Source organism: Bradyrhizobium sp. USDA 3650 (assembly GCF_054057395.1).
In genome coordinates this window covers 8,007,350-8,033,932 of the sequence record NZ_JBSRZG010000001.1, presented here as the reverse complement: position 1 = coordinate 8,033,932, position 26,583 = coordinate 8,007,350, and the positions used below count along the sequence as shown (strand labels likewise).

Here is a 26,583-nt window from a genome sequence, read left to right as displayed (position 1 = left end):
GCGGGAAAGTTCCGGCTCCTTGCGCCGGGATCGGGCTTTTCCGCCTGCCCGGGCCGCTACCGCGTGCCCAGGCCGCTACCGCGTGCCCGGGATACGGGGCAGCATCTGCTTGACCTCGACCGCGATCCGGTTGCGGTCGACCAGCACGACGCCGGAGGCGACCGGCAGATTATTGGCCAAAACCTTGACCTCGTCGGCCTCGGTTGCGTCCAGCTCGATGATGGCGCCGCGGGAAAGACGTAATACTTGATGGATCGGCATGGTTGTCGTCCCGAGGACGACCATGAGATCCACGGTGACTTTGTCGAGAGTCGGCACTTCAGCACCACCGCAACTTGGGACTAGGACTAGGGACTTGGTATTTGCGCCTGGGATCATCACCCGGTTATGGTTAGCCAATGGTTAATTCACCCCAAAACCCCCGCCAAGAGCTCGATTTGACGTCGTTTTCCGCCTCCTCCGGCGAGCCCGTGGAGTGGCGGATTTCGGACGCGCCCGTGCCCTATCCGGAGGCCGTGGCCGAAATGGAGGCGCGCGTCGCGGCGATTGCGGCGGATGAAGCTCCGGAGCTGGTCTGGCTGCTGGAGCACCCCCCGCTCTACACGTCCGGCACCTCCGGCAAGGCCACCGACCTGCTCGATGCCCGATTCCCGACCTTTGCCACCGGGCGCGGCGGCCAGCTCACTTATCACGGGCCCGGCCAGCGCGTGGCCTACGTCATGCTCGACCTGAAGCGCCGCCGGCCGGACGTGCGGGCCTATGTCGCGAGCCTGGAGGAGCTGATTCTGCGGACGCTCGCCGCGTTCAACATCCGTGGCGAGCGGCGCGAGGACCGGGTCGGCGTCTGGGTCAAGCGGCCCGACAAGGGACCCGAACACGAGGACAAGATCGCGGCGATCGGCGTCCGGCTGAAGCGCTGGGTCTCGTTCCACGGCATCGCCATCAATGTCGAGCCGGAGCTGTCGCATTTCGACGGCATCGTGCCCTGCGGCGTCGCCGATCCCCGCTACGGCGTCACCTCGCTGGTCGACCTCGGCCAGCTCGTGACGATGAGCGATGTCGACGTCGCGCTTCGGCAAGCCTTCGAGGAGCTGTTCGGGCCGACCCGGGCGCTGATGCCGGAAGCAGCGGCCTAGGCGGGCGCCGGTGCGTTCGCCGTCAAGTCCTGGCTATCCGATTCAAGGCCGCAGTCATGCGGCCTTCTAGATAGCTTTTGGCGACGCTCAATGGAGTGAACACAGCTGCATCGGTCACCGACTTGTCGTGCTCAGACCGCCAGTCGAACCTCGGTCGCTCGCTGTCGGGTACCGCGAGTTTGGCTACCCCCCAATCTTCCTGTTTCAACTCACTCTGCTCAAAGATACCTCGATACAAGCAGGCTTGGGTCACGAGAATTCGCCAGAATATGGGCCGTGAACGCGGATGGAACTCGTCGATAAGGAAGCTGATCTCATCGAACTGCTTTCGCACACTGCTTGCTTTCTTCGCGTAGGCCGCCTCGCATTCCGAATAGGACAGCAGACGCATCTTGCCGTCCTCCGCAATGAGAAGAGCTTCGATTGCGCCCTCGATGGCCCCGAGCGGCAGACCTTGTCGGTAGTATTTTTCAGGATTTGCCCTGGCCTTTTGATCCGCGTCCTCGTCGAAAGGATTGTAGTCGAGCGTCGGATCGAGCTTTGCCAGCGAAAACTCTGCGCCGAATGCAAAGAAGGCTTGTCGCGCGAGGGCATACTGCCGCCAGATCAATGCATCCAAAGACAGATCCACAGACGTGATACTGCGCTGCAATAACTTCAGCGTCGCGGAGGGAGCCAAGAGCCGATAGAGTGTGGACGTATGATAGTATTCGTCACGCAAAAACGAATCCTCATCGTTGGGCTCTAGGTTGCCGGACTTCGCCGTCTCGGCAAGACCAACGATCCTGAAATATGCCGCCTCGCAATGCTCGACCAATTGAAAAAGGATCGGGCCACATTGCTCGTAAAGCCGTTTGCGCGCCTCATATTCGTAGTCGCGCTTGGCGTCTCTTTCGGCTTTTTCGCTGCCAATCTTATCCCGAAGCTCCTCGATGGCGACCTGGTTCCTGCGAGTGAAAAACTGTGAGATCACCGCAATGACGAGTGATGCTGTAGCGGCAACCAACGCAACAACTATCGATGGCTCGATCTTCACACCTATTATCCCCAAGCAATGCGTTACCGCTCAAATCATCAATCGCAGGCTGGATGGGCCGGCGCTTAGTGTCAATCAGTCGGGCCGGCGAACTTTTGGCCTCGCCCGCGAAATAGCGCCGCAGGTTAGGACGGTACGATCGCCTCGCTGTTCGACTCACCCGGCTCGTGACTATGGTCGATTTTGACACCGCGGTAAGGCCTTTGAGGAGCTGTTCGGGCGGACCCGGGCGCTTGTGCCGGAAGCAGCGGCCTAACTTCCGGTCTCCCTCATTCTCCGCAAACCCGGAATCAGCTACGCTTGATCTTGGTGTCGCCCACGCCTCCCCCCTCCGCCGGGAAAGTAGATGTCATGCCGGGCGAATTGACCGTCGGACCGACTGTTCGAGCGCCAGGCATAAGGAGGGGTTGCGTTTCAGCTCGCAATGGGAGGTTTTTGCGATGAGACTGTCTGCGCCCATTTATCATCTGAAGCGAAGAGCGAAGCGCCTGTCCCGCGAGGAAGGCATTCCGCTGCACGATGCGCTCGACCGCATCGCCGCGACGGAAGGCTTTTCCGCATGGAGCATGCTCGCGGCGAAAGCTGCCGCAGCGACGCCGGCTAACCGGCTTTTCCCGCAATTCCAACCGGGTGATCTTGTGCTGGTTGGCGCGCGTCCCGGCCAGGGCAAGACCCTGATGAGCCTCGAGCTTGCCGTGGAGGCGATGCGGTCGGGCCATCACGCGGCGTTCTTCTCGCTGGAATACACCGAGAAAGACGTCTTCGATCGCTTTCGGGCGATCGGCGTGGACCTGGCGCAATTCGAAAAGCTGTTCGAGGTCGATTGCTCTGACGCCATCAGCGCCGATTACGTCGTCAAGCAGATGGCCGCGGCACCGCGCGGCACGGTCGTGGTGATCGACTATCTGCAACTGCTCGACCAGCGGCGGGAAAATCCCGACCTCACCCTTCAGGTGCGCGCGTTGAAATCTTTCGCGCGCGACAAGGGATTGATCGTCGTCTTCATCTCGCAGATCGACCGTTCCTATGATCCCTCGCTCAAGCCTTGCCCTGACCTGGACGATGTCAGGCTGCCGAACCCGCTCGACCTGAAGCTGTTCGACAAGACTTGTTTCCTGAACAAGGACGAAGTTCAGTTTCGAATAGCGGGCTGACGATCAGGAGGCCCAACCGGTTCAGGCCGCGGGTGCGGTTATTCACCCGCGGCCTCCCTCCTCACGCCTTCTCGGGCGAAACCTCGAGCTTGCCGGCGATGTAGCGCCGCTCCTGGGTCAGGCCGCCAAAACCGTAGGCATCGCCCTTGACCTCGTCGACATGCAGATAGGTCTCGTGATGCAGCGGGCCCAGGATCCCGGCCATGCGCTGGAACATCGCGGCGAGATAGGCGGCCTTCTCGTCCTTGGTGTTGGTGCCTTCGCTGACATGGATGTCGATCCAGTAGCTCGCGAGCTTTTGCTCTGCGAGCGACTTGCCGCCGGCGAACCAGTCGGCCGCCTCCACCGACTTCACGATGATGGCGGTGACCTCGGGGTCCTTGTGCAGGATTTTTGCGGTGAGCTCGGACACGGCGCTCGCGATGTCGGCCTTCAGCGAGGGCGACTGGCGGGAGGTGGTGTAAGACACGGTGATCAGCGGCATGGTCGTTCTCCTCGGATGTCGCGCAGGTGTTGCGCGGCGTTGGGGAGAAGCTAGACCCACCCTCGACATTTTGGTATCTTATCTCTGTTGATACCAGTGATAAGATATCATAATGACAGCAACGCTCGACATCGCCACTGTCCAGGCCTTCCTGCTGGTCGCCGACCTCCAGAGCTTTACGCGGACCGCCGAAGCGCTTGGCACGACCCAGGCGGCGGTCAGTCTGAAGCTGCAACGGCTGGAAACGCTGCTCGGCAAGCGCCTCGTCGAGCGCTCGCCGCGCGCGGTCCGGCTCACCGCAGACGGCGCGACATTCCTCGAGCGCGCCCGCGCGCTGATCGCGGCGCATGATCGCGCGCTGTCGGGCGAGGCCTCAGTCGCGCAGTCGCTCTCGCTCGGCATCTCCGACCATGCCGCGGGCGCCGAATTGGTACCCCTGCTCGAACGCCTGCATGCGATGTCGTCGAACCTCACGCTCGCCGTCACCATCGGCTTCTCGCGCGAGATGCAGGAGGCCTATGATTCGGGCCAACTGGATGCGGTGATCGTGCGCCAGGAAGGCAGCCGGCGCGGCGGCGAGAAGCTGGCCGAGGACGAGTTCGGCTGGTTCGCGTCACGACGCTTCACGGTGCCAAAGGGGCAGCCTTTGCCGCTCGCGACGCTCGCCCCGCCCTGTGGGGTCCGCGCCATCGCCGTGCGCGCGCTCGACAAAGCCGGCCTGAAATGGCGTGAGCGCTTCGTCGGCGGCGGCGTCACCGCCGTGGTTGCAGCCGCGCTCGCCGGACTTGCAATCGCGCCGCTGGCGCGACGGATCGCGCCCCCCGGGCTGGTCGACATCGGGCCGACCCACAAGCTGCCGAAACTCGGCAGCTCGAAGGTGATGCTACATTCGAAGGTCAGCGATCCCGCCAAGCTGGCGGCGCTGCGCGCGGTGGCAGCGACGTTTCGGAGTGCGGCGGCGGTCTGACGCCGCACGGCCCTACAAGATCGCTTCAAACGCGCTGCGCAGCGTCTCGTGCCGGAACACAAAACCGCGGCTCAGCGCCTTGTTGGGCAGCACGCGCTGACCGCCGAGCAGGAGCTCGTCGGCGAAACCGCCGCCGATCCGGCGCAGCAGGCCGCCGGGAATCCGGAACACCGCAGGCCGATGCAGGCGGCGGCCTAGCTCCTCGCTGAACTTTGCGTTGGTGACGGGGATCGGCGCGGTGGCGTTGACGGGACCGGCGAGATCGGGCGTCGCCATCACATAGGCGATCAGCCGGATCAAATCGTCGCGCTCGATCCAGGACATCCACTGCCGCCCGTTGCCGATGGGACCGCCGAGCCCGAACTCGAACGGCGTCAGCAAGCGCGTGATGAAGCCGCCTTCGGTGCCGAGCACGAGGCCGATGCGCAGATTGACCACGCGAACGCCGAGCTCCTCCGCCGGCCGCGCCGCCGCCTCCCAGGCCGCACACAGCTCGTGGCTGAAGCAGGCGTGCGACTTCGCCGATTCCGTCAGCACCTGGTCGGCCCACAGGCCATACCAGCCGATCGCAGAGCCGCTGACGAGCACCTCGGGCTTGCGTTCGAGCCGCGCGATCAGCTTGACGATCTCGCCGGTCATGTCGATGCGCGAGCCGAGAATCTTCGCGCGCTTCGCCTCGGTCCACAGGCCGTTGCCGATGGGCTCGCCGGCGAGATTGACGATGGCATCGATAGGCGTGTCCGAGGCGAGCTGATCGAGGCTCGTGATCAGCGTGACCGGCGGCGGCAGCATCTCGGCCTTCGCGGGATTGCGGATCAGCGCGATGACGTGATGCCCTGCTCCGCTGAGGCTCGCTGCGAGGCGGCTGCCGATGAAGCCGGTGGCGCCTGATATCAGCACCGTCTTGCGGCCGGACAGCTTTTCGACGAGCCCATGCGCGGGAACGCTTTTCATGCGGCTGAGCCGGCGCATCGCCGCAAAATCCCTGACACCGCACAGTGCCGCGCCGACCGCACACGCCGTCGCGGCAATGCTGAGCAGGCCCTGATACACGACCATCACGCCGAGGGGCTGCGCGGCCCAATCGATCAGCACCGGCAACAGCAACACCAGGATGGCGCCGTAATTGATCGCGAGCAGCGTGTGATTGATCCGCTCGCTCGGCGGCAGTTTTCGGCTGAGATCCTCCTCGACGAAATCCATCAGCGTGATGACGATCTCGGCAACCAGCACCGCGACGATCAGCAGCGCCAGCGCGCCATGGACTTCGAGCCAGCCGAGCACGAGGAACAGCAGCGCATAAAGCATGTTGCGAATGCCGTGCAGCTTCAATTCGAAACGCTGTGACGGACGCCAGGCCAGGCGCTCGGTGAATTCGTGGTGATAGAAGGTGTCGAACACGCCCATCACGATCTGGATGGCGATGAGCGTCCACATGAGCTGTGTCATGACACGGCCTCCCTGAACATGGCGGACTGGTGGATCAGCGCGCCGTAACGCGGATGAATGACATCGAGGGTAAAGCGGAAGGCGCCCTCGCCGAGATCGCTGTGTGTCACCGTGAGATCACCCGGCGTCAGCCATCGCGGCAGCGGAATCCACACGCGTCCAAACTGGAGCCCGTAGCCGGCGCTGCGAAACGTCAGCGCTTGGTCCTCGACGGTGATGCGGAGCGCCATCGAGACGCCGAAGCCGACATATTCTTCCAGCCCGGTCGGGCCGGCAAAACGTTTGGCGGAATGGATCACTTGCGGAAAGCCGCGCTTGCGCGCGCAGATGCGGGTCCAGGTCTGGCCGCCGCCGCCGGCGTCTTCGGTCACCGTGACGATGATGGGGACGCCGGTGTCGCGGCCGGTCGGCAGCGGACCGCCGATCAGGCGCGCGGCTTGGGCGAACCACCAGCCGATGTCGCTGAAGCCGATCTCGTCGACCACACCGACATAGACGACGCTGTCGCCGTCGGCAACGCGTTTCGAAAAACGTCGCCACGTCGCCAGCGGCAGCCGGCCCCAATCCTCGTCCGACAGCAGCGCGCGGAAACGGCGATCGTCGAGCAGTTTCGTGTGAGCGAAGGTCGATGCGTTGGAGCCTGATAATCTTGCCGACGTCATCGCACCCTCCTCAAACCTATTTGGCCTTGCCCAGCGGCAGCAGATTGGCGATCTTCTCACCAAGCCGCATCAAGGCGGCCAGCCGCGGCCGCGGCACCTTCAGCATTTGCATGAACCAGTGGTCGGCGAGCTCTGTGAAGGCGAGCATCTCCTTCAGCCGTTTGCTCGCGACCGGATTGATGGTCGGATCGTCCGCGGCATCGGACACGCAGGCTCTGAGCGCTGTGATCGCCGGATCAAGCTCCCGCTCCTTGCGCCGCGCCGCGATCCTGGCCGCGACCTCCCAGATGTCGGTCTCGGCCTCGTAATGGTCGCGGCGATCGCCGAGAATCGGGACGCGCCGGATCAGGTTCCAGGCGAGCAGCTCCTTCAGCGAGTTGGAGACGTTGGAGCGGGCCATACCGAGGGTGTCGGCGATGTCCTCGGCCGTCATCGGCGCCTCGGCCAGATAGAGCAGCCCGTGGATCTGGCTGACCGAGCGATTGACGCCCCACTCGTCTCCCATGTCACCCCAATGCAGGATGAAGCGCTCGACGGCGGCCGGGAGTTTCTTTCTTCCGGTTGTTTCTGTCATAACAGAAACATCTGACGGACAGGATCGGGTGTCAAGAGCCTTTGCTTGCTGCGTACGGGCTCGCAATATTGCCTAAAAAGGTTCCAAACTCCCGGGAACAATCCGCCACGTGCTGCGTTTGCCCCCGTTGAGGCAGGGTCCGGGAATGGTCGAGAAGTCTAGTCAGCAGAGGGACTTGTTCGAAAGCGAACGGAGTTTCCGCCTGTTAGTTGAAGGAGTTGCCGACTACGCGCTCTACATGCTGGATCCCACCGGGATCATCACCAGCTGGAACATCGGCGGCGAGCGCATCAAGGGCTATTCGCCCGGGGAGATCCTCGGCCAGCATTTTTCCCGTTTCTACACCGAGACCGACCGCGCCAACGGCAAGCCCGCCCGTGCGCTCGGCATCGCGCGGGACAAGGGCCGCTACGAGGAGGAAGGCTGGCGCGTCCGCAAGGACGGCACCTTCTTCTGGGCCAGCGTCGTGATCGATCCGATCTACGAGGACGGCAAGCTGGTCGGCTTCGCCAAAATCACCCGCGACATCACCGAGCGCCGCAATACCCAGATCAAGCTCGAGGCGATGCAGAAGCAGCTCGCCGAATCCCAGAAATTCGACGCGCTCGGCCAACTCACCGGCGGGGTCGCCCACGATTTCAACAACCTCCTGATGATCATCAGCGGCAGCCTCCACATGCTGAAGCGAGGGGCCCGACGACGAAGCCAAGCTTCAGCGCGCGATCTCGGCCATCGAGACCGCCACCAGGCGTGGCGCCGCGCTGACCAACCAGCTCCTCACCTTCGCACGGCGGCAGAGCGTCAATCCGCAGGCGATCGACTTCGCCGATCGCATCGCGGCGATCCGCGAGGTGCTCGATGCCGGCGTCGGCAGCTCCGTGCGCCTGGCTTTCGACGTCAGCGGCGACGTCTGGCCGATCAGGACCGACGTTTCCGAGCTCGAGACCGCCCTGCTCAACCTCGTCATCAATGCCCGTGACGCGATGCCCGACGGCGGCACGGTGACGATCGCAGCGCGCAATCTCGTGCTCGACGAGGATCCCCTCGTGGGCGAATTCATCGCGATCGACGTCAGCGATACCGGCCTCGGCATTCCCTCCGACGTTCTCGACAAGATCTTCGAGCCGTTCTTCACGACCAAGCCGATCGGAAAGGGCACCGGCCTCGGTCTCTCCCAGGTGCACGGCTTCGCCCATCAGGCCGGCGGCACGATCCGGGTCGCGAGCGCGCTCGGCAAGGGCACGACGTTCACCATCCTCCTGCCGCGCGGAGAAGACGAACCATCGCGCGAGGCGGCAGGAGAACCGGCGTTCCAAGGCAGCGGCACGGTACTGCTGGTCGAGGACAATCCGGACGTGGCCGCCGTCAGCATCGGCCTTCTGGAGCAGCTCGGCTATCAGGTGCGCCGGGTCGCGGACGCCGAAGCCGCCTTGAGCGAGATCGAGAAGAACGGCGTCGACTTCGTCTTTTCGGATATCGTCATGCCTGGCAAGATGGACGGGCTCAGCCTCGCCCATCACCTTCGCCAGATCCGCCCCGGCCTGCCGATCCTGCTCGCCACCGGCTACAGCGAAGTCGCCGCAGGCGTGCGCGGCGATTTCCCGATCCTGCGCAAGCCCTACGAGATCCACGAATTGAGCGAAGCGATCGCCAAGCTGCCGCGGTAATTCTTCAGCTACACCGTCGGCAACACCGAAAACGCCTCCCCTGCCCGGCGCAAGTTCAGCTCATCGACGTCGGCCGTCTCGCTGGTGACGCTGTCGACGCGCGAGGACGGCGGGCCGTGGCGGCACAGCGCCACCATGTCGGCGACGTGCTTCGGCGATCCCGCGAACAGCGCTTCGACGCTGCCGTCGCGGCGGTTGCGGACCCAGCCTTCGAGACCGCATGTCGTCGCCTGATGCTCGAGCCAGGCCCGGTAGCCGACGCCCTGTACGCGGCCGCGGATCACGACCTGGAGGATCGCCCGGCTCATTGTTTCAGTCCGAGGACAAGGGCGCTGCGCGCCTTGACGTCGGCCTCGCGCGTGAGGCGGCTGGTCAAGTCCGATGACGGGAGGCCTTTGAGATTCTTCGGCGCGATGCCGTCGCGCAACGCCTTGTGCGTCTCGTAGACGGCCTGCGTTGCGGCCGCGATCGGCGCGTGGCCCTGAAGCGCGATGCGCACGCGCTGGCCAGCGAGGTATTCGAGCACGTTCAACTCCTCCGGCGCGCCGCCGAGCACAATCGGCAGGCGCGTGGCGGATGCGACCGCCTCGAGCTCGGTGCGCGACTTGATGCCGGTGAAGAACAGCGCATCGACGCCGGTAGCCTCATAAGCTCTGGCGCGGCGGATCGCATCCTCGATCGAGGTGATCGAGGCCGCACCGGTGCGGCCCATGATGACGAGCGAAGGATCGCCGCGGCCGTCGAGTGCCGCCTTCATCTTGCCGACGCCCTCCTCCAGCGAGATCAGCTGCGTCTTCGCTTCGCCGAAGCCAGCCGGCAGCAGCGTGTCCTCGATGGTGAGTCCGGCGGCACCCGCCATCTCCAGCTCCTGCACCGTGCGGCGCACGTTGAGCGCGTTGCCATAGCCGTGATCGGCATCGACCAGCACCGGAAGTGCCGCCGCACGCGACATCCGCCGCATCTGTTCGGCAAGCTCAGTGAGCGTGATCAGCGTGATGTCGGGATCGCCGAGCACCGCGAGCGAAGCCACCGAGCCGCCGAACATGCCGAGCGGGAAACCGAGATCCTCGGCGATGCGGATCGAGATGGCGTCGTAGACCGAGCCGGGATGGACGCAAGTCCCGCCCGACAGGATCGAGCGCAGTTTTTCGCGGCGGGAACGAAAGGCCATGGTGATGTCTCGGTTAGTGCGAATTGCGTCCCCGCCGTCGTCCTGGCGAAAGCCAGGACCCATTACCAAATTGGATATGGTGGCAGAAAATGACGGCCACCATCGCCGTCAACAACTACTCCCTGGGGTAATGGGTCCTGGCTTTCGCCAGGACGACATTGGGTCCTAAGCAAACTCCAAAATCAGCGCATCCACCGCGAGCGTCGCGCCAGCGCTGGCGTGGATCTTCTTTACGGTGCCGTCCTGCTCGGCGCGCAGAACGTTCTGCATCTTCATGGCTTCGACCACCGCGAGCGTCTCGCCGGCCTTGACCTCCTGCCCTTCCGTCACCGCGATCGAGACCACGAGACCGGGCATCGGACAAAGCAGCTTCTTGCCGGTGTCGGCAGCCGTGGTCACCGGCATCAGTCGCGCCGAGGCTGCTTCCGCTTCGGTCCAGACATAGACCGGCACCTCGACGCCTTGATGCGCGAGGCGGATGCCGTTCGCGATCGGGCGCACCTGCACCGCGACGACGTGGCCGTCGATGGTGCCCTGCCAGACCGGATCGCCCGGCTTCCACGGCGACTGCAACAGATGCGCATTGCCGGCCTTGCCGTCGGCATCGACGAAACGCACCGCGACCGCCTCGCCCTCGCGCGCGATCTCCAGCAGGATTTCCTGGCGGTCGAGCCAGACCGCACGGCGACGCTCGCGCTGCACGATGCGGCCGCCCATCTGACCCGAGATCTGCCGCTTGCGCTCGCCCAGCACGTGATCGATGGCGGCGCCGACCGCGGCAAGCCGCCGTGCGATCTCGCCTTCCGGCACGCGCACGGCAAAGCCCTTGGGGAACTCCTCGGCGATGAAGCCGGTGGAGAGCCGGCCTTCGCGCCAGCGCGGATGATGCATCAGCGCCGACAGGAACGGGATGTTGTGGCGGATACCGTCCACGTAGAACGAATCCAGCGCGGTGGCCTGCGCCTCGATCGCGGCCGCGCGCGACGGCGCGTGGGTGACGAGCTTGGCGATCATCGGATCGTAATGGATCGAGATCTCGCCGCCCTCCTGCACGCCGGTGTCGTTGCGCACGGTGATGCCGTCCTGGCTCGCTTCCGCCGGCGGTCGGTATTTCACCAGGCGCCCGATCGAGGGCAGGAAGTTGCGGAACGGGTCCTCGGCGTAGAGGCGCGACTCCACTGCCCAGCCGGTCAGCGTGACGTCCTTCTGCGTGATCGCGAGCTTCTCGCCGGCGGCGACGCGGAGCATCTGCTCGACGAGGTCGACGCCGGTGACAAGCTCGGTGACCGGATGCTCGACCTGGAGGCGCGTGTTCATCTCCAGGAAGTAGAAGCTCTTGTCCTGCCCGGCGACGAATTCGACGGTGCCGGCGGAGTCGTAATTCACCGCCTTGGCGAGTGCGACCGCCTGCTCGCCCATCTTGCGGCGGGTGGCTTCGTCGAGCAGCGGCGACGGCGCTTCCTCGATGACCTTCTGGTTGCGGCGCTGGATCGAGCATTCGCGCTCGCCGAGATAGATCACGTTGCCGTGCTTGTCGCCCAGCAGCTGGATCTCGATGTGGCGGGGGTCGACGATGAACTTCTCGATGAAGACCCGGTCGTCGCCGAATGAGGCCTTGGCCTCGGCCTTGGCGAGGTTGAAACCCTCTGCGACCTCGGAGGTCGAATGCGCGATGCGCATGCCCTTGCCGCCGCCGCCGGCGGAGGCCTTGATCATCACGGGATAACCGATCTCGTCGGCGATCTTGACCGCGTGCGTGGCGTCCTCGATGACGCCGAGATAGCCGGGCACGGTCGAGACTTTTGCCTTCGCGGCGGCCTTCTTGGATTCGATTTTGTCGCCCATCGCTGCGATCGCGCCCGGGTTGGGGCCGATGAAGACGATGCCGGCCGCCTCCAGCGCGCGCGGAAACGCCTCGCGCTCGGACAGGAAGCCGTAACCGGGATGCACGGCCTCGGCGCCCGTCTTACGGCAGGCCTCCACGATCTTCTCGATCACCAGATAGCTCTCGGCCGCAGCTGGCGGCCCGATCAGCACGGCCTCGTCGGCCATCTCGACATGGAGGGCGTCGCGGTCGGCCTCGGAATAGACCGCGACCGTCTGAACTCCCATGCGGCGAGCGGTCTTGATGACCCGGCAGGCGATTTCGCCGCGATTGGCGATCAGAATGCGTTTGAACATGCTTTTCTTGAGTCTCGACCTTGGGCGGGACCCTTCCCTGGCCGTTGGAGCCTATGGGAGGGCCGTGTGGCTCCCGTGGTACATCAAAATAGGCCGGAGGCAACGGTCAAAATCCGGGTCCTCTGGCGTACCAGCGCAAGACCGAAGCAAGACCAAAACGGCCCTGGCAGGCCCGCCGACGGCCTACGGCTTCCCGGCCTTGCCCACGTCCCGGACCAGGCCGTGAATGAAGCCGAGCTTCGCGACGACGACCGGCGAGAGGATGAACGGATAGAGGTCGCGCATGCCCATGGCGCGGTTGACGCTGTTCATGGCGAAGGTGAAGGGCAGCCATGCGTTGACGATCGCCTCGACGTCCCTCGCTTCGTAGGGGTTGAAGCGGATGCGCGCCGTCAACTCCCCGTCGCGATCCACCTTGGGCCGCACCTCCATGCCGAACTCGCTGGCCATCTCCAGGGTGTCGACGATGTGAAGATAGTGCGCCCAGGTCTCGGCGAAATCCTCCCACGGATGCGTCGTCGCGTAGGCAGAAACGTAGTTCTGCTGCCAGTCCGGCGGGGCGCCTTCGGCATAGTGGCGCTGCAAGGCCTGGCCGTAATCGGCGGAATCGTCGCCGAACACGGCACGGCATTCGTCGAGCTTGCCGCCGTCGCGCACCAGTACGTCCCAGAAATAGTGCCCGACCTCGTGGCGGAAATGCCCGAGCAGCGTCCGGTAGGGCTCGCCCATCTCCAGCCTGCGCCGCTCGCGCTCGATGTCGTCGGCCTCGGTCAGCGCGATCGTGATCAGGCCGTTGTCGTGGCCGGTCAGCACCTTCTGCCCGCTCTGCGGATCGTCGGCGAGGAAATTGAAGATCAGGCCATGTTCGGGATTGTCCTGCCGGGTCTGGAGCGGCAGCTTCCAGCGGATCAGGGAATAGAACAGCCGGTGCTTCGCCATCTCCAGCTCGCGCCAGCCAGCGAGTTGCGCCTGATCCGACAGGTCCGGCACGACGCCGTTATGGCGGCAGGCGCGGCAATAGCCGGTAGTGTCGCCCGCGTCCGTCAGCCAGTTGCAGGCATCATGCTCGGCATTGCTGCACAGCATGCGGCTTTCGCCCTCGGTGGCCAACGTCCGCCAGGTCCCGCCTTGAGCCTCTCCGTCGGGTTCGATCGCCGACATGGTCTCCTTCTCGGGCAGGAACGCGACACGATGGCCGCAGCGTTCGCAGGCGCGGTTCTCGAAATAGATGACGTTGCCGCAGGCCTGGCAGACAAAAAGCTTCAAGATTTAGCCTCTTCGGAAAGCGAGTTTTTATGAATGAAAGTTGTGGCGCCTCGCGGATACGCGCGCGGAGGGCTCATCGTTCCAAGGTTCGGAACAAATAGCCAGACCCGGCGTTCTTTCATGCCCGCCACACTGCATTCGGCGGCGCCTTTCTCTCCATATACCCTTTGGGCAATGGCCATCACGCTTCGTCTGTGTGAATATCCGTCCGCCACGTGCGCTCTCGCATCACCCCGGCCAATGCCTTGAACGATCCTTTGCCCGAGACCATCGCCGCCGAAAGGCTGCGCCAGCACCTGGAAGACGTCGCGCGCGAGCGCGACAACGCCTATCGCGCGCTCCAGGAACGCGAAGCCGAGCTTGCGCGCATCCAGCGCATCGGCAAGGTCGGCGGTCTCGAGGTCGACTTCCGCGAAGGCTTCAAGAACCGCCGTTCGCCGGAATATCTGATGCTCCACGGCCTGCCGCCGGAAGCCGCCGACGAGTCGCACGAGGACTGGATCAATCGCATTCATCCCGACGACCGCGACGCTACGGTGAAGCACTTCATCGATGCGCTGTCCGGCTGCAGCGAGGACTACACCGCCGAATACCGCATCATCCGCCCCAGCGACGGCGAGACCCGCTGGATCCGCGTCGTTGCCAAGATCGAGCGCGACGGTGGCGGCCGCGCCCTGCGCCTCATGGGCGCCCATATTGACGTCACCGACCAGATGCTGGTGCGCGAGACCCTGCGCGAGAGCGAGGAGCGCTTCCGGCTGATCGCCGACAGCGCGCCGGTGCCGATCTGGGTCACCAAACTCGACCGCACACGGTCCTTCGCCAACCAAGCCTATGTCGATTTCGTCGGCCTGCCTTACGACCAGGCCATCTCCTTCGACTGGCGCAAGGTGCTGCATCCGGACGACCTGCCGCATGTGCTGCAGCAATCCGTTCAGGGCGAAGCATCGCTCAAACCGTTCGTGCTGGAAGCCCGCTACAAGAATGCCGACGGCGAATGGCGCTGGCTACGTTCGGAATCGCAGCCGCGCTGGGATCCGACCGGCAGGCATATCGGCTTCATCGGTGTTGCCCATGACATCACGGTGGCCAAGCAGGCCGAGATCGAGCTGCGGCAGCTCAACGAGACGCTGGAAGAACGCATCGTCGAGCGCACCGCCGAGCTCGAATCCAACGAGGCGCGGCTGCGCGCGATCCTGGAGACCAGCAACCAGTACCAGGGCCTCGTCAATCTCAGGGGCGAGCTGCTTTACGCCAACACGACCGTGCTCGACGCCATCAAGGCGAGCCCTGCGGACGTGATTGGAAAGCCGTTGTGGCAGACGCCCTGGTTCAGCACGACGGAGGGCATGAGCGCGCGGGTGCGCGAGGCCTTCGACACCGTGCTCAAGGGCGAAGCCGTGCGGCTGGAGATGCGCCTGCGCCTTCCCATCGGCGAGCGCGATTTCGAGTTCGGCATGCGCCCGGTGCTCGACCGCCATGGCAACATCACCGGCGCAGTGCCCGAGGCTGTCGACATCACCGAGCGCCGCCGCGGCGAGGAAGCGTTGCGGCAATCGCAGAAGATGGAGGCGATCGGCCAGCTCACCGGCGGCGTCGCGCACGATTTCAACAATCTGCTCACCATCATCCGCTCGGCTACCGATTTCCTGCGCCGCCGCGAGCTGCCGGAGGAGCGGCGCCGCCGCTATGTCGATGCCATCTCCGACACCGTCGAGCGTGCCTCCAAGCTGACCGCCCAGTTGCTGGCGTTTGCGCGCCGGCAGCCGCTCAAACCGCAGATCTTCAACGTCGGCAGCCAGGTTGAAGGCGTCGCGCAACTGGTCCGGCCGCTGGTCGGTGGCCGCATCGAAATCGCGGTCGAGGTTCACGATGGCGACTGCTTCACGGTCGCCGATATCGCGCAATTCGAGACCGCGCTGATCAACCTCGCCATCAACGCCCGCGACGCCATGGGCGGCGAAGGCCGCCTCACGATAGCGGTCCGGAAAGTCCAGGGCATCCCTAACCTGCGCGCGCAATCGGCGCGCGGCGGCGACTATGTCGCGATCTCGGTCGCCGACACAGGCAGTGGCATCGCGCCGGAAAACATCGAGGCCATCTTCGAGCCGTTCTTCACCACCAAGGAGGTCGGCAAGGGTACCGGCCTCGGCCTGAGCCAGGCCTTCGGCTTCGCAAAGCAGTCGGAGGGCGACATCGCCGTGACGAGCACGCATGGTGAAGGCGCGACCTTCACCATCTATCTGCCGCGGGCGCATAGCCCCGCGACAGCTCAAGAAGCCGCGGCGCTGACCTATGAGGCCGCGGCCACCGGGCGCGGCTATCGCGTGCTCGTGGTGGAAGATGACGACGAGGTCGGCCGCTTCTCCACGGAGCTGCTGGAAGACCTCGGCTATGTCGTCCGCCGCGCCGCCAACGCCAATGCGGCGCTCGCCATCCTCGGCGAGAACGAGTTCGCGGTCGACCTCGTCTTCTCCGACGTCATCATGCCCGGCATGAACGGCGTCGAGCTCGCCGGCATCATCCGCGAACGCTATCCGGGCCTGCCCGTCGTGCTCACCTCTGGTTACAGCAACGTTCTCGCCGAGAACGCCGATCGCGGTTTCGAGCTGATCCAGAAGCCGTATTCGGTGGAATTGCTGTCGCGCATCCTGCGCAAGGCGATCACGGCAAAGCCGTCGGTGACGCGGTGAGTGCTATGATTGCACGAAGCTGGCACAAACTCCGTCATTGCGAGCGCAGCGAAGCAATCTATCTTTCCGCGGGAACAGTCTGGATTGCATCGTCACTGCGCTCCTCGCAATGACGGCGCTCGCGCCCCCTCCAGCCCAACAGGCTTTTGAACAAATTGTGGACTGAAGCTCGGGCCCGAGACGCGGCAAATCACAGATGGCGGTCCGCGCCCGCAGGGGAAGACATCGGCAACGGCTTCCGCTATCGCTGCCGAATGAACCGACACATCTCAGGGATCGAACGTGCCGTCTGACGCCATCCTGGCCTGGAGCATCATCGTCGCCGCGACAGCAGGTGTCATCATCCGGCCCTTTCGCCTGCCGGAGGCGATCTGGGCTGTCATCGGCGCCAGCGCACTGGTGCTGCTCGGCTTGCTGCCGTGGCGGGATGCGCTCACGGGCATCGAGAAAGGCGTCGATGTCTATCTCTTCCTGATCGGCATGATGCTGATCGCCGAGCTGGCGCGGCTCGAAGGCTTGTTCGACTATCTCGCGGCGCTCGCCGTGGAATATGCCAGCGGTTCGCCGCAGCGGCTGTTCCTGCTGATCTATATCGTCGGCACGCTCGTCACCGTCCTGCTCTCGAACGACGCCACCGCGATCGTGCTGACGCCCGCCGTCTACGCCGCGACGCGCGCCGCCGGCGCCAAGCCGCTGCCTTATCTCTTCGTCTGCGCCTTCATCGCCAACGCCGCAAGCTTCGTGCTGCCGATCTCCAACCCGGCCAATCTCGTCGTGTTCGGGGCGCATATGCCCGAGCTCACCGAATGGCTGCGCCTGTTCGCCCTGCCCTCGGCGGCCTCGATCCTGCTGACATACGTCGTGCTGCGGCTGACCCAACACCGCGCCCTCAAGGAAGAGACGATCGCGCGCAGCGTGCCGCATCCAAAGCTCGGCCGCGGCGGCAAGCTGGCGGCTATCGGCATCGTGGCGATCGGCGTCGTGCTGGTCACGGCCTCCGCGCTGGACAAGCAATTGGGCCTGCCGACCTTCGTCTGCGGCGTGGCGACGGCCGCCATCGTGCTGCTGCTCAGCCGGCAATCGCCGCTCCCCGTGCTGCGCGGCGTCTCCTGGAGCGTGCTACCGCTGGTCGGCGGGTTGTTCGTGATGGTGGAAGCGCTGATCAAGACCGGCGTGATCGGGCAGCTCAGCGCGCTGCTGCACGAAGCTGTCGGGCAATCCGTGACGAAGGCGGCCTGGAGCGTCGGCATCGCCACCGCGATCGCCGACAATATCGCCAACAATCTTCCCGTCGGCCTCATTGCAGGCTCGGTCGCCGCCAGCGATCATTTGCCCGCACCGGTCGTCAGCGCCATCCTGATCGGCGTCGACCTCGGGCCGAATCTGTCGGTGACCGGTTCGCTCGCCACCATCCTGTGGCTGGTGGCGCTGCGGCGGGAGAAGATCGAAGTCGGCGCCTGGCCGTTCCTGAAGCTCGGACTGCTGGTGACCCCGCCAGCCCTGATCGCAGCATTGGCTGCCGCGATCAGGTAACTCGCGAGATCAATCGTTCTCGTAGCCATAGACTTCCGGCAGGATGAAGATCGCGGCGAGCAATCCGATCAGCGGGAAGATCGCCACCATCAGCGTGGCATTCGCCTGCCCGATCGCAGCGAACACCGTCGGGAACAGGAAGATCGCCAGGAACGACGGCAGCTTCACGAACATGTAGGCGAAGCCGCTGGCGGTGCCGCGATATTTCGGCTTGGCGACCATGGTCGGGATCGTCATGCAGTTCGACGCATCCCAATAATGGCCCCACAGCATCGCGGCAGCCGCGAACGGCAGCAGGATCTTGTTATCGGTGTAGAGCGCGAAGGCCGCGACCAGCAGCGAGACCAGCACGATCGAGAAGCCCGCGATCGAGATACCGCGATGGCCGATCTTCGGCGTCAACAGCGGACCGACCCAGCCCGACACGGCGGCGAACGAGAACAGCGCCATCGTCACCAGATTGATGCCGAGCACGCTCGACACGCCGACCATCACAAAGAGCACCGGCAGGTAGAACGCGAAAGTCGAGAACTCGCTGGCTTGCGCGAAGCAGGCGATCCAGCCGTAGATCGTGGCGCGCCAGCGGATCGGATCCTTCTTGAGGTCGGCGAGGAACGCGCGGGTGGAGACCTTGGGCACCTCCACGTCATGGTCCGGCAGCATGGCGAGATCGTCGTTGAACATCTCGCGCGCCACCTGCTTGGCCTCGCGGTAGCGTCCCTTCTGCACCAGCCACACCGCCGTCTCAGGCACGTCGTGGCGCATCACCAGGATGATCAGCGCCGGAAGCGCGCCGAGGCCGAGCGTCACCCGCCACAGCGTCTCGTGGTGAATGTCGAGCAGCAGGAAGATCACGATGACGCCGATCGTCAGGACCTCGCCGACCGCGAACATGAACTGCCAGCGGTTGCCCATGACTTCGCGCTCACCCTTGGCCATGGATTCCATGATGTAGGTGTAGCCGGTCGAGATGTCCGAACCGAGCGGAATGCCGAGCAGGAAGCGGATCACGACGAGCCAGCCGACGCTGGGCACGAAGGCCTGCGCCAGCGCCAGCACGATGAACAGCACCATCGTCACCAGGAACATGACGCGGCGGCCGATCTTGTCGGAGAGCCAGCCGCCGAGCAGTGCGCCGATCATGGCGCCGCCTTGCGTTCCAGCCGCGGCCAGGCCCAGCATCAGCGGATCGGGATTGAACTGCTCCTTGATGAAGATCAGCACGAAAGCGATCGAATAGAGGTCCCAGGCTTCGACCAGGATCGAGGCCATCATCAGCCAGCCGACCTTGTTGCCCTTGGGACTGTAGTTCGTGATGAGGTAGCGGACCGCGGCTTCGCTCGCGGTCGGTTGTGGCATCGCCATCGTCGACATCTTTGGTCCTCTCTTCAAAACTCTCTAAAGCGCGATGAGATCAGGATCGTCAACGCGCTTTGGCTTCATTGTTTGAGCATGATCTCTTCGGAAAACCGCTACACACTTTTCCGGATCATGCTCTACGTGCCAAGCAGCGGCTCGATGCTGCAATCGAGCAGGCGCGGGTCGATCCCCACCTCCATGCCGGTGAACATCTCGCCCATGTAGTCGATCAGTGCATCGCTCGCCTTCACCCCATCCTCGACACGACGATTGGCAACCGCATTAAGAATAGCCAGATGATGGTCGATTGTTCCTGACAGTTCGGCCTGTCCGGGCATGAACCGGTGGTGGATGTAGCCGATGCGCCGGTACAGCGTGTGCAACGGCCGCAGCGTGTGCACCAGAAACGGTTCGCCTGCAGCCTCCAGTACCAGCGCGTCGATGCGGCGGTCGATATGATTGAACTCATCGAGGGTCAGAGTGGTGCGGCGCTCGCGCAAGAGTCGCTCGATATGCAGCGCCTGATTGCGATGCGAGAGGCTGGCGCGATCGGCCGCAAGCCGGATCACGAAGCGCTCCATGTCGCGGCGCAAGGCCAGCAGCATGCGCTCGCGTGCCAGATCGATCGGCGCAATGCGCAGACCGTGGCGCGGACGGATGATGATCAATGTATCGGCGGAGAGACGATTGACGGCGTGATGAACCGGCGTACGGCCGAAGCCGGTGATGTGCTGCAATTCCAGCATCGTCATGAACTGGCCGGGCTTGAGCTCGCAATGGACGAGCAGCTCTTCGATCCTCTGATAGGCGAGCTCAAAGAAGTTGAGACGATTGCGCCGGGAGGGCTTGCCCTCGCCGTCGTCGTTCCTCACCACCTCGAGCGCGCGCTTGCGCGTTGCCATCTCGTCTCTCCCCTCAGCCCGCGCCGTCGTTGAAGGGCGCGCCTTGTTGGTGATATCCCTAAAACATGTTGTGATATATTACAAGCGGGCGTAAGACTCCGCCCGTGCCCGCACCATGCTGCGGTGCAGAATGACAACAAGACGGCGCTGCGCGCGCCTGCGATTGGAGGAGTATTGCCGTGAAGATCACGTCGATCGAAACGCTGCGCACCGAAGAATTCTCCAACGTCATCTGGGTGCGCGTCCACACCGACACGGGCATGATCGGTCTCGGCGAAACCTTTTACGGCGCCGGCGCAGTCGAAGCCCAGATTCACGACACCTTTGCCGGCCGCCTGCTCGGCCGCAATCCGCTGCACATCGAGGCGATCCATCGCGACATGCTGAACCTGCCGATGGCGCAGTCGTCCACCGGCGTCGAATATCGCGCGGCTTCGGCAATCGACATCGCGCTATGGGACCTGTTCGGCAAGGTCTGCAATCAGCCGGTACACCAGATGCTCGGCGGCCTCTGCCGCGACAAGCAGCGCATCTACAACACCTGCGCCGGCACGCAATATGTCCGCTCGACCAATATCAGCCCGGTCGCGAATTGGAATCTCGGTGGCTCCAAGGGGCCCTACGAAGACCTCGACGGCTTCATGAACAACGCCGATGCGCTCGCCGAAAACCTGCTGGAGAGCGGCATCTCCGCCATGAAGATCTGGCCGTTCGATCCGGCGGCCCAAGAGAACAAGGGTCTCTACATCTCGGCCGCGCAGATGAAGCAGGCGATCGAGCCGTTCGAGAAGATCCGAAAAGCGGTCGGCGACAAGATGGAGATCATGGTCGAGCTTCACTCGCTCTGGAACCTGCCGACCGCCAAACAGATCGCGCGCGCGCTCGAGCCCTACAAGCCGACCTGGTACGAAGATCCGATCCGGATGAACTCGCCGCAGGCGCTGGCCGAATACGCCCGCTGCACCGACGTCTGGGTCTGCGCCAGCGAGACGCTCGGCTCGCGCTTCCCGTACAAGGACATGCTCGACCGCGACGCCATGCACGTGGTGATGGCGGATCTGTGCTGGACCGGCGGCCTCACCGAGGGTCGCAAGATCGCGGCGATGGCCGAGACCTATCACCGGCCCTTCGCGCCCCACGACTGCATCGGCCCGATCGGCTTCATCGCCGCCATCCACATGTCGTTCAGCCAGCCCAACACGCTGATCCAGGAATCGGTGCGCGCCTTCTACAAGGGCTGGTACAATGAGCTCGTGACCACCATGCCCACGATCAAGGACGGTTTTGTCTATCCGATGGAAGGCCCCGGCCTGGGCGTCGACCTTCTGCCTGCCGTCTTCGACCGCTCCGATCTGACCGTGCGCCGTTCCAACGTCTGAGGATTCTTGAGATGAGCACCGCCCTCTTCGACCTTTCCGGCCGCACCGCGCTCGTGACCGGCTCCTCCCGCGGTCTCGGCCGCGCCATCGCCGAAGGCATGGCCAAGGCCGGCGCCAGGATCATCGTCAACGGCGTCGATCCCAAGCGCGTCGAGCAGGCCGTCGCCGAGTTTCGCGCCGCCGGACATCAGGCCGAAGGCGCCGCTTTCAACGTCACCGACGAGCCCGCGATCGTCGCCGCCTTCAACGACTTCGACAACAAGGGCATTGCGGTCGACATCCTCGTCAACAATGCCGGCATCCAGCACCGCAAGCCGCTGGTGGAGTTCACCACCGACGAGTGGCGCAAGGTGATCGAGACCAACCTCACCAGCGCCTTCGTGATCGGTCGCGAGGCGGCCAAGCGCATGATCCCGCGCAAGCACGGCAAGATCATCAATATCGGCTCGCTCGGCAGCGAGCTCGCGCGTCCCACGATTGCGCCCTACACTGCCGCCAAGGGCGGCATCAAGAACCTGACCCGCTCGATGGCGGTGGAATGGGCCCAGCACGGCATCCAGGCCAACGCGATCGGCCCCGGCTATATGTTGACCGACATGAACGAGGCGCTGGTCAACAACACCGATTTCAACACCTGGCTGATGGGCCGCGTTCCCTCCAAGCGCTGGGGCCGACCGGACGAGCTGGTGGGCGCTGCGATCTTCCTGGCGTCGGAGGCCTCGACCTATGTCAACGGCCAGATCATCTATGTCGATGGCGGCATGATCGCTGCGATGTAAGCCGCGAAACGCTGAGGGAGCCAACCATGCGCGCCGTCGTCATTCACGCACCGAAAGATCTGCGGATCGATCTCTATCCGGATGCAGCGCCCGGCCCGGGTGAAGTCCGCGTCAAGATCGCGAACGGCGGCATCTGCGGGTCCGATCTGCACTACTATCATCACGGCGGCTTCGGTGTCGTGCGCATCCAGCAACCGATGGCGCTGGGGCACGAGATCGCCGGCGTGGTCGCAGCCGCCGGTGACGGCGTCACGAACGTGAAGCCGGGCACCCGCGTCGCCGTCAATCCGAGCAAGCCGTGCGGCCGCTGCCTGCATTGCCAGGAGGGTATGCGCAACCAGTGCCTCGACATGCGCTTCCTCGGCAGCGCCATGCGCTTTCCCCATGTGCAGGGCGGCTTTCGCGAATTCATCACGGTCGATGCGGCGCAGGCCGTTCCGATCGCCGACAAGCTGTCGCTGGCGGAAGCCGCGGTCGCCGAACCGCTCGCGGTGTGCCTGCATGCCGGCAAGCAGGCCGGGCCTCTGCTCGGCAAGCGCGTGCTGATCACCGGCTGCGGTCCGATCGGCGCGCTGATGATTTTGGTCTCGCGCTTCGGCGGCGCGGCCGAGATCGTGGTCACCGACGTCGCGGAGGCGCCGCTTGCCGTCGCCAGGAAGCTCGGCGCCACTCACGCCATCAATGTCGCGGCCGACGCCACGGCGCTCGATCCGTGGCGCACCGGCAAAGGTGTGTTCGACACGCTGTTCGAAGCCTCGGGCAACCAGGCCGCACTGCGCACCGCACTCGACGTGCTCAGGCCCGGCGCCATACTGGTGCAGCTCGGCCTCGGCGGCGAGATGACGCTGCCGATCAACTCCATCGTCGCCAAGGAATTGCAGCTCCGCGGCACATTCCGCTTCGATCCCGAATTCGAGCTGGCGGTGCGGCTGATGGGCGAAGGCCTGATCGACGTGAAGCCGCTGATCACGGCGACCATGCCGTTCGAGAACGCGGTCGCGGCGTTCGAGCTCGCCAGCGACCGCTCGCAGTCGATGAAGGTGCAGCTGACGTTCTGAGCCAGGTGACGTTCTGACTGAGGCCGTTGCTATTGGTTCTCGATCAACCGGTCGCTGACCAACCGCACCGCGCCCCGTTTCCACGAATAGTCCGCGCCCAGGCGCAGGCCGCTGTCGCCGCGTGCCAGCACCGCGCCGGTCCTGGCGTCGCGCACCTGGAAGCCCAGCGTGTATTCGGTGCGGCTGACCCGCCGCACCACGCCGATCAGCGACTGGTCCGCGCCGAGCTTCTGTGCAATCGCCGCCTCGCAGCCGTCGCAGTCGCGCAACGCACGCGCCTTCAGCGCCTCGCCGCCGACATCGACGATGCGGTAACGGCCGGATCGACCCAGCGCCTCGCGCACGCTGCCGGTGGCCTCGGCCAGATATGACGCATCCGATGTGGCCGACGCGCCAGCCGAAGCGGCGGTCGTATCCTCCAGCTCGAAATCGAAGACGGCCATTGCAATCGGCGCAGGCGTGGCGAGTGCGGCCATGATCTCCCGCGACACGAAGATCTCGGCGCGCTCCCATGATTCATCATTGTCGCCGCGGAAGGTGTAGAGCTTGTCCATCACGACCTTCCTGGCGCCGACGTCGATCACGGCGATCTTGGCCCATTGCACCAGCGTGCTCGTCTTCTGGATGCCGCCGATCACCTTGAACGCCGCGCCGTCCTGGGCCGACGGCACCAGCCGGTAGCGCCGATCTCCGCCGATAATTTGCCGGAGCGCGGCCATGAAGGCCGCCAGCCGTCGCTCGTGGGCGGCGGTCTGGTTGGCGGGTTCAGCCGACGTATCGGTATAACTGAAATCGTCCATGGCGATGCCGATGGCGGTCTCGGCGCCGCCCAGCGCGTGAGACGCCGGGAGAAGGAGGAGGAGACAAGCAGACAAGATCAACCGGCGCAGGTGCATAATGTGCCTCGTATGACGGAGCGGCGCGCCAATCTGGACGGCGCAATCAGGGCTCGCAGCAGCGCCGGTCCCGGCGATGACCGGGAAATTTTCACGACGGTGCACCGCACTCACGCATGGCGGCTTTGCGCCGGATGCGTTCTGCCGTTTAATGCGGTCGCGACAACCCGTTCGCACCAGGTGCCCGCCGATGTGGAACCGCCCGAGGTTCGATCTCAAAGTCCGTCTGACGTTGCGCGTGGCCGCGATATCGGCCGCCTGCTTCGCCGCGATCTCCGCCTATTTCCTGATTACGGCCGACCGCGCGGCGCATGCGCGCCTCGACGATATCGCCGCCATCGTGGCCAAGACGCTGGAGCTTCAGCAGGGCAAGATCCAGTGGGTCGCCAGCCCGCGCTCGGACTTTCCCAACCTCGACCCCGTTTCGGCTTATGTGATGACGCCCGGCCTGTGCCTGGCGTTCCGCGGCACCAGCGGCGACGTCCTCCAGCGCTTCTGCAGCGGCGCGCCCGTTCCGGCGAACCCGCCGCCGCAAGCGTTCACGGCCTTCTATCGCGGCTTGTTCGACCCCGGCCGAGAAGCGGCACGGCCGGTAATCGTGCGCGGGACGAAGCTCGGCGAGGCCGTGGTCTCGGTCGAGCCGGCCGTGCAGACTGCGGAGGCCTGGCACGAGGCCGGCCGCCTGATGCTCGCGCTGGCGATCGCGCTGCCGCTGCTCTGCGCGCTGGTCTACGCCGCGCTGGCACGCGCGCTGCGCCCCACCCGTATGATCCGCACCGGCCTCGAGCGGATTGCCGCCAACGATCTCACCACGCGGCTGCCGCCGTTCGACCTTGCCGAGCTCTCCGCGATCCGCGACGGCTTCAACCATCTCGCCGAGAGCCTCGAGACCGCGCTTGCCGAACGCAGCGAGCTGACGCGGAAGCTGATCGCGCTCCAGGATGAGGAGCGCCGCCATCTCGCGCGCGAGCTGCATGACGAGTTCGGCCAGTCGCTCGCCGCCATCCGCGCGCTCGCCTCCTCCGCCCGCCAGACCGCCGCGCAGGACTGCCCTTCCCTGCTTGGCGAATGCGACGGCATCGCACGGACCGCAACCGGCATGATGGAGACATTGCGCGGCACGCTATTCCGGCTGCGGCCGCCCGATGTCGAGGAGCTCGGGCTCGTCGCCAGCCTCGAAGGCCTCGTCGCGGGCTGGAACGGGCGCAGCCGCGGCGAGACGCGCTTCTCGATCCGGTTCGACGGCGCATTCGAGACCCTGCCGGCCACGATCAGCGCCAGCCTCTACCGGATCGTGCAGGAGGCGCTCACCAATGCTGCCAAGCATGCCGTCGCCACGCGAGTCAGCCTGGAATTGACGATGGGGGCGAGCGAGATCGCGCTTGCGATCGACGATGACGGACGCGCGACCGATTCCGTCGCGAAATCGGGAATGGGCCTGCTCGGCATGCGCGAGCGCGTCGCGGCTTTGCGCGGCCAATTGAGCTTCGAGGCCGCGCCGAACGGCGGTTCCGCACTGCGCGTGGTCATTCCGCTCGCAGCCGCCGATCGGCCGCCGCTGGAGCACGCCGCATGAGCGCGGCCGATGCCACCATTCTGCTGGTCGACGACCATTCCGTCGTCCGCGAGGGCTACCGCTCCGTGCTCCAGAAGCAGCCGGGACTACGCGTCATCGCCGAAGCCGCCGACGGCGCGGAGGCCTACCGTCTCTACAAATCGGAGGCGCCCGACCTCGTCATCATGGATCTGAGCATGCCCGGCATCGGCGGCATCGAGGCGGTCAGGCGCATCAGGCAGTGGGACAAGGGCGCGAGAATCCTCGTCTTCACCATGCATGAAAACGCCGGCTTTGCCGTGCAGGCGATCCGCGCCGGTGCCAGGGGCTACGTCACCAAGACCAGTCCGCCAGAGACGCTGGTGCGCGCCGTGATGGACGTGCTCGCCGGCAAGATCGCGATCAGCCCCGACATCGACCATGAGCTGGCGCTGAGCCGGCTCGCCGGCGAAAGCTCTGCCGCCGACGTCCTCACGCCGCGCGAGTTCGAGGTGCTGCGGCTGCTGCTCGCCGAGAACACGACAGAGGAGATCGCCGAGACGCTCCATGTCAGCCCCAAGACGGTGGCGAACCTGCATTCCATGATCAAGGACAAGCTCGGTGTCGGCTCCGACATCGAGCTGGTCCGGCTGGCGCTGCGTCAGGGAATATTGACGGAGGTCGATCTCGGCGAGGCCTGATC

The 26,583-nt window shown here is 64.9% G+C and carries 23 protein-coding genes and 2 pseudogenes; 12 read left to right on the top strand and 13 right to left on the bottom strand.

All coding sequences use genetic code 11. From position 1 onward, the window contains the following. Positions 1 to 75: 75 nt before the first annotated feature. Positions 76 to 318: a FliM/FliN family flagellar motor switch protein gene (locus tag ACVIN2_RS38015; RefSeq protein WP_007603171.1), complete on the bottom strand. Its 243-nt coding sequence runs from the start codon at positions 316 to 318 to the stop codon at positions 76 to 78. 80 nt (positions 319 to 398) lie between these two features. Between ACVIN2_RS38015 and lipB the strand changes: the two genes are divergently transcribed. Then, the gene (gene lipB / locus ACVIN2_RS38010; RefSeq protein ID WP_456769522.1) at positions 399 to 1,136 is read left to right on the top strand and encodes a lipoyl(octanoyl) transferase LipB; all 738 of its coding nucleotides are present in this window, start codon (positions 399 to 401) and stop codon (positions 1,134 to 1,136) included. Between the two features lie 22 nt (positions 1,137 to 1,158). Here the strand turns inward: lipB and ACVIN2_RS38005 are convergent, their stop codons facing one another. Next, positions 1,159 to 2,172, bottom strand: a complete 1,014-nt coding sequence (locus tag ACVIN2_RS38005) for a hypothetical protein (RefSeq protein ID WP_456769521.1) — start codon at positions 2,170 to 2,172, stop codon at positions 1,159 to 1,161. A gap of 149 nt (positions 2,173 to 2,321) precedes the next feature. Between ACVIN2_RS38005 and ACVIN2_RS38000 the strand changes: the two are divergent. Together ACVIN2_RS38000 and ACVIN2_RS37995 are read left to right on the top strand one after the other, a co-directional pair. Then, positions 2,322 to 2,428: pseudogene (locus tag ACVIN2_RS38000) on the top strand (lipoyl(octanoyl) transferase LipB); the annotation flags it as partial. 184 nt (positions 2,429 to 2,612) lie between these two features. After that, complete coding sequence (locus ACVIN2_RS37995) at positions 2,613 to 3,326, top strand: DNA helicase (protein ID WP_456769520.1); 714 nt, start codon at positions 2,613 to 2,615, stop codon at positions 3,324 to 3,326. 61 nt (positions 3,327 to 3,387) lie between these two features. Here the strand turns inward: ACVIN2_RS37995 and ACVIN2_RS37990 are convergent, their stop codons facing one another. Beyond that, a complete protein-coding gene (locus ACVIN2_RS37990) occupies positions 3,388 to 3,810 on the bottom strand; it encodes a tautomerase family protein (RefSeq protein ID WP_456769519.1) in 423 nt (140 codons plus the stop codon). 112 nt (positions 3,811 to 3,922) lie between these two features. On the opposite strand from ACVIN2_RS37990, the gene ACVIN2_RS37985 reads away from it, so the two are divergent. After that, positions 3,923 to 4,777 (top strand): LysR family transcriptional regulator, encoded by an 855-nt coding sequence (locus tag ACVIN2_RS37985; protein WP_456769518.1) that lies wholly within the window; start codon positions 3,923 to 3,925, stop codon positions 4,775 to 4,777. A 12-nt stretch (positions 4,778 to 4,789) separates the two neighbouring features. Here the strand turns inward: ACVIN2_RS37985 and ACVIN2_RS37980 are convergent, their stop codons facing one another. From ACVIN2_RS37980 to ACVIN2_RS37970, 3 genes are read right to left on the bottom strand one after another with little or no spacing between them, the layout of a single operon-like run. After that, positions 4,790 to 6,226, bottom strand: a complete 1,437-nt coding sequence (locus ACVIN2_RS37980; RefSeq protein ID WP_456769517.1) for a TIGR01777 family oxidoreductase — start codon at positions 6,224 to 6,226, stop codon at positions 4,790 to 4,792. Next, positions 6,223 to 6,888, bottom strand: coding sequence for a DUF4166 domain-containing protein (locus ACVIN2_RS37975; protein WP_456769516.1), 666 nt, complete (start codon positions 6,886 to 6,888; stop codon positions 6,223 to 6,225). The genes ACVIN2_RS37980 and ACVIN2_RS37975 overlap by 4 nt, the downstream gene beginning before the upstream one ends. Before the next feature lie 16 nt (positions 6,889 to 6,904). After that, positions 6,905 to 7,462, bottom strand: a complete 558-nt coding sequence (locus tag ACVIN2_RS37970; protein ID WP_247286936.1) for a GbsR/MarR family transcriptional regulator — start codon at positions 7,460 to 7,462, stop codon at positions 6,905 to 6,907. Between the two features lie 145 nt (positions 7,463 to 7,607). Between ACVIN2_RS37970 and ACVIN2_RS37965 the strand changes: the two are divergent. Then, a pseudogene (locus ACVIN2_RS37965) lies at positions 7,608 to 9,129 on the top strand (ATP-binding protein). An 8-nt stretch (positions 9,130 to 9,137) separates the two neighbouring features. On the opposite strand, the gene ACVIN2_RS37960 reads toward ACVIN2_RS37965, so the two are convergent. The 4 genes from ACVIN2_RS37960 to ACVIN2_RS37945 all read right to left on the bottom strand — a co-directional run bounded on the left by ACVIN2_RS37960 (position 9,138) and on the right by ACVIN2_RS37945 (position 13,747). After that, the gene (locus ACVIN2_RS37960) at positions 9,138 to 9,437 is read right to left on the bottom strand and encodes an acylphosphatase (RefSeq protein WP_456769515.1); all 300 of its coding nucleotides are present in this window, start codon (positions 9,435 to 9,437) and stop codon (positions 9,138 to 9,140) included. After that, on the bottom strand, positions 9,434 to 10,300 hold the full coding sequence (locus ACVIN2_RS37955) for an isocitrate lyase/PEP mutase family protein (protein ID WP_456769514.1): 867 nt from the start codon (positions 10,298 to 10,300) through the stop codon (positions 9,434 to 9,436). Before ACVIN2_RS37955 ends, ACVIN2_RS37960 begins: the two co-directional genes overlap by 4 nt. 165 nt (positions 10,301 to 10,465) lie before the next feature. After that, a complete protein-coding gene (locus ACVIN2_RS37950) occupies positions 10,466 to 12,481 on the bottom strand; it encodes an acetyl-CoA carboxylase biotin carboxylase subunit (RefSeq protein WP_456769513.1) in 2,016 nt (671 codons plus the stop codon). A gap of 183 nt (positions 12,482 to 12,664) precedes the next feature. Next, on the bottom strand, positions 12,665 to 13,747 hold the full coding sequence (locus ACVIN2_RS37945; protein WP_456769512.1) for a zinc-binding metallopeptidase family protein: 1,083 nt from the start codon (positions 13,745 to 13,747) through the stop codon (positions 12,665 to 12,667). A gap of 215 nt (positions 13,748 to 13,962) precedes the next feature. On the opposite strand from ACVIN2_RS37945, the gene ACVIN2_RS37940 reads away from it, so the two are divergent. Then, positions 13,963 to 16,440, top strand: coding sequence for a PAS domain S-box protein (locus ACVIN2_RS37940; RefSeq protein WP_456769511.1), 2,478 nt, complete (start codon positions 13,963 to 13,965; stop codon positions 16,438 to 16,440). A 282-nt stretch (positions 16,441 to 16,722) separates the two neighbouring features. After that, on the top strand, positions 16,723 to 17,973 hold the full coding sequence (locus ACVIN2_RS37935) for an arsenic transporter (protein ID WP_456769510.1): 1,251 nt from the start codon (positions 16,723 to 16,725) through the stop codon (positions 17,971 to 17,973). A gap of 9 nt (positions 17,974 to 17,982) precedes the next feature. Here the strand turns inward: ACVIN2_RS37935 and ACVIN2_RS37930 are convergent, their stop codons facing one another. Then, entirely contained in the window at positions 17,983 to 19,347 is a 1,365-nt protein-coding gene (locus ACVIN2_RS37930) for an MFS transporter (RefSeq protein ID WP_027518502.1), read from the bottom strand. 122 nt (positions 19,348 to 19,469) lie between these two features. Then, positions 19,470 to 20,234 (bottom strand): GntR family transcriptional regulator, encoded by a 765-nt coding sequence (locus ACVIN2_RS37925; protein WP_456769509.1) that lies wholly within the window; start codon positions 20,232 to 20,234, stop codon positions 19,470 to 19,472. Positions 20,235 to 20,413: 179 nt separating this feature from the next. On the opposite strand from ACVIN2_RS37925, the gene ACVIN2_RS37920 reads away from it, so the two are divergent. The 3 genes from ACVIN2_RS37920 to ACVIN2_RS37910 are packed head-to-tail and all read left to right on the top strand — an operon-like array spanning position 20,414 to position 23,450. Then, positions 20,414 to 21,613, top strand: coding sequence for a mandelate racemase/muconate lactonizing enzyme family protein (locus tag ACVIN2_RS37920; protein ID WP_007603145.1), 1,200 nt, complete (start codon positions 20,414 to 20,416; stop codon positions 21,611 to 21,613). A gap of 11 nt (positions 21,614 to 21,624) precedes the next feature. Continuing rightward, positions 21,625 to 22,392 carry an SDR family oxidoreductase gene (locus ACVIN2_RS37915; RefSeq protein WP_456769508.1) on the top strand — a complete coding sequence of 256 codons (768 nt, stop codon included), beginning with the start codon at positions 21,625 to 21,627 and terminating at the stop codon, positions 22,390 to 22,392. A 26-nt stretch (positions 22,393 to 22,418) separates the two neighbouring features. Beyond that, positions 22,419 to 23,450: an L-idonate 5-dehydrogenase gene (locus tag ACVIN2_RS37910; protein ID WP_456769507.1), complete on the top strand. Its 1,032-nt coding sequence runs from the start codon at positions 22,419 to 22,421 to the stop codon at positions 23,448 to 23,450. Between the two features lie 29 nt (positions 23,451 to 23,479). On the opposite strand, the gene ACVIN2_RS37905 is transcribed toward ACVIN2_RS37910, so the two are convergent. Next, positions 23,480 to 24,346 carry a DUF2380 domain-containing protein gene (locus tag ACVIN2_RS37905; protein ID WP_456769874.1) on the bottom strand — a complete coding sequence of 289 codons (867 nt, stop codon included), beginning with the start codon at positions 24,344 to 24,346 and terminating at the stop codon, positions 23,480 to 23,482. A gap of 190 nt (positions 24,347 to 24,536) precedes the next feature. Here ACVIN2_RS37905 and ACVIN2_RS37900 point away from each other — a divergent pair, with 190 nt between their 5' ends. Both ACVIN2_RS37900 and ACVIN2_RS37895 read left to right on the top strand, forming a co-directional pair. Beyond that, positions 24,537 to 25,922, top strand: coding sequence for a HAMP domain-containing sensor histidine kinase (locus ACVIN2_RS37900; RefSeq protein WP_456769506.1), 1,386 nt, complete (start codon positions 24,537 to 24,539; stop codon positions 25,920 to 25,922). Further along, positions 25,919 to 26,581: a response regulator gene (locus tag ACVIN2_RS37895; protein WP_007611428.1), complete on the top strand. Its 663-nt coding sequence runs from the start codon at positions 25,919 to 25,921 to the stop codon at positions 26,579 to 26,581. The genes ACVIN2_RS37900 and ACVIN2_RS37895 overlap by 4 nt, the downstream gene beginning before the upstream one ends. The last annotated feature ends 2 nt before the right edge of the window (positions 26,582 to 26,583 follow it).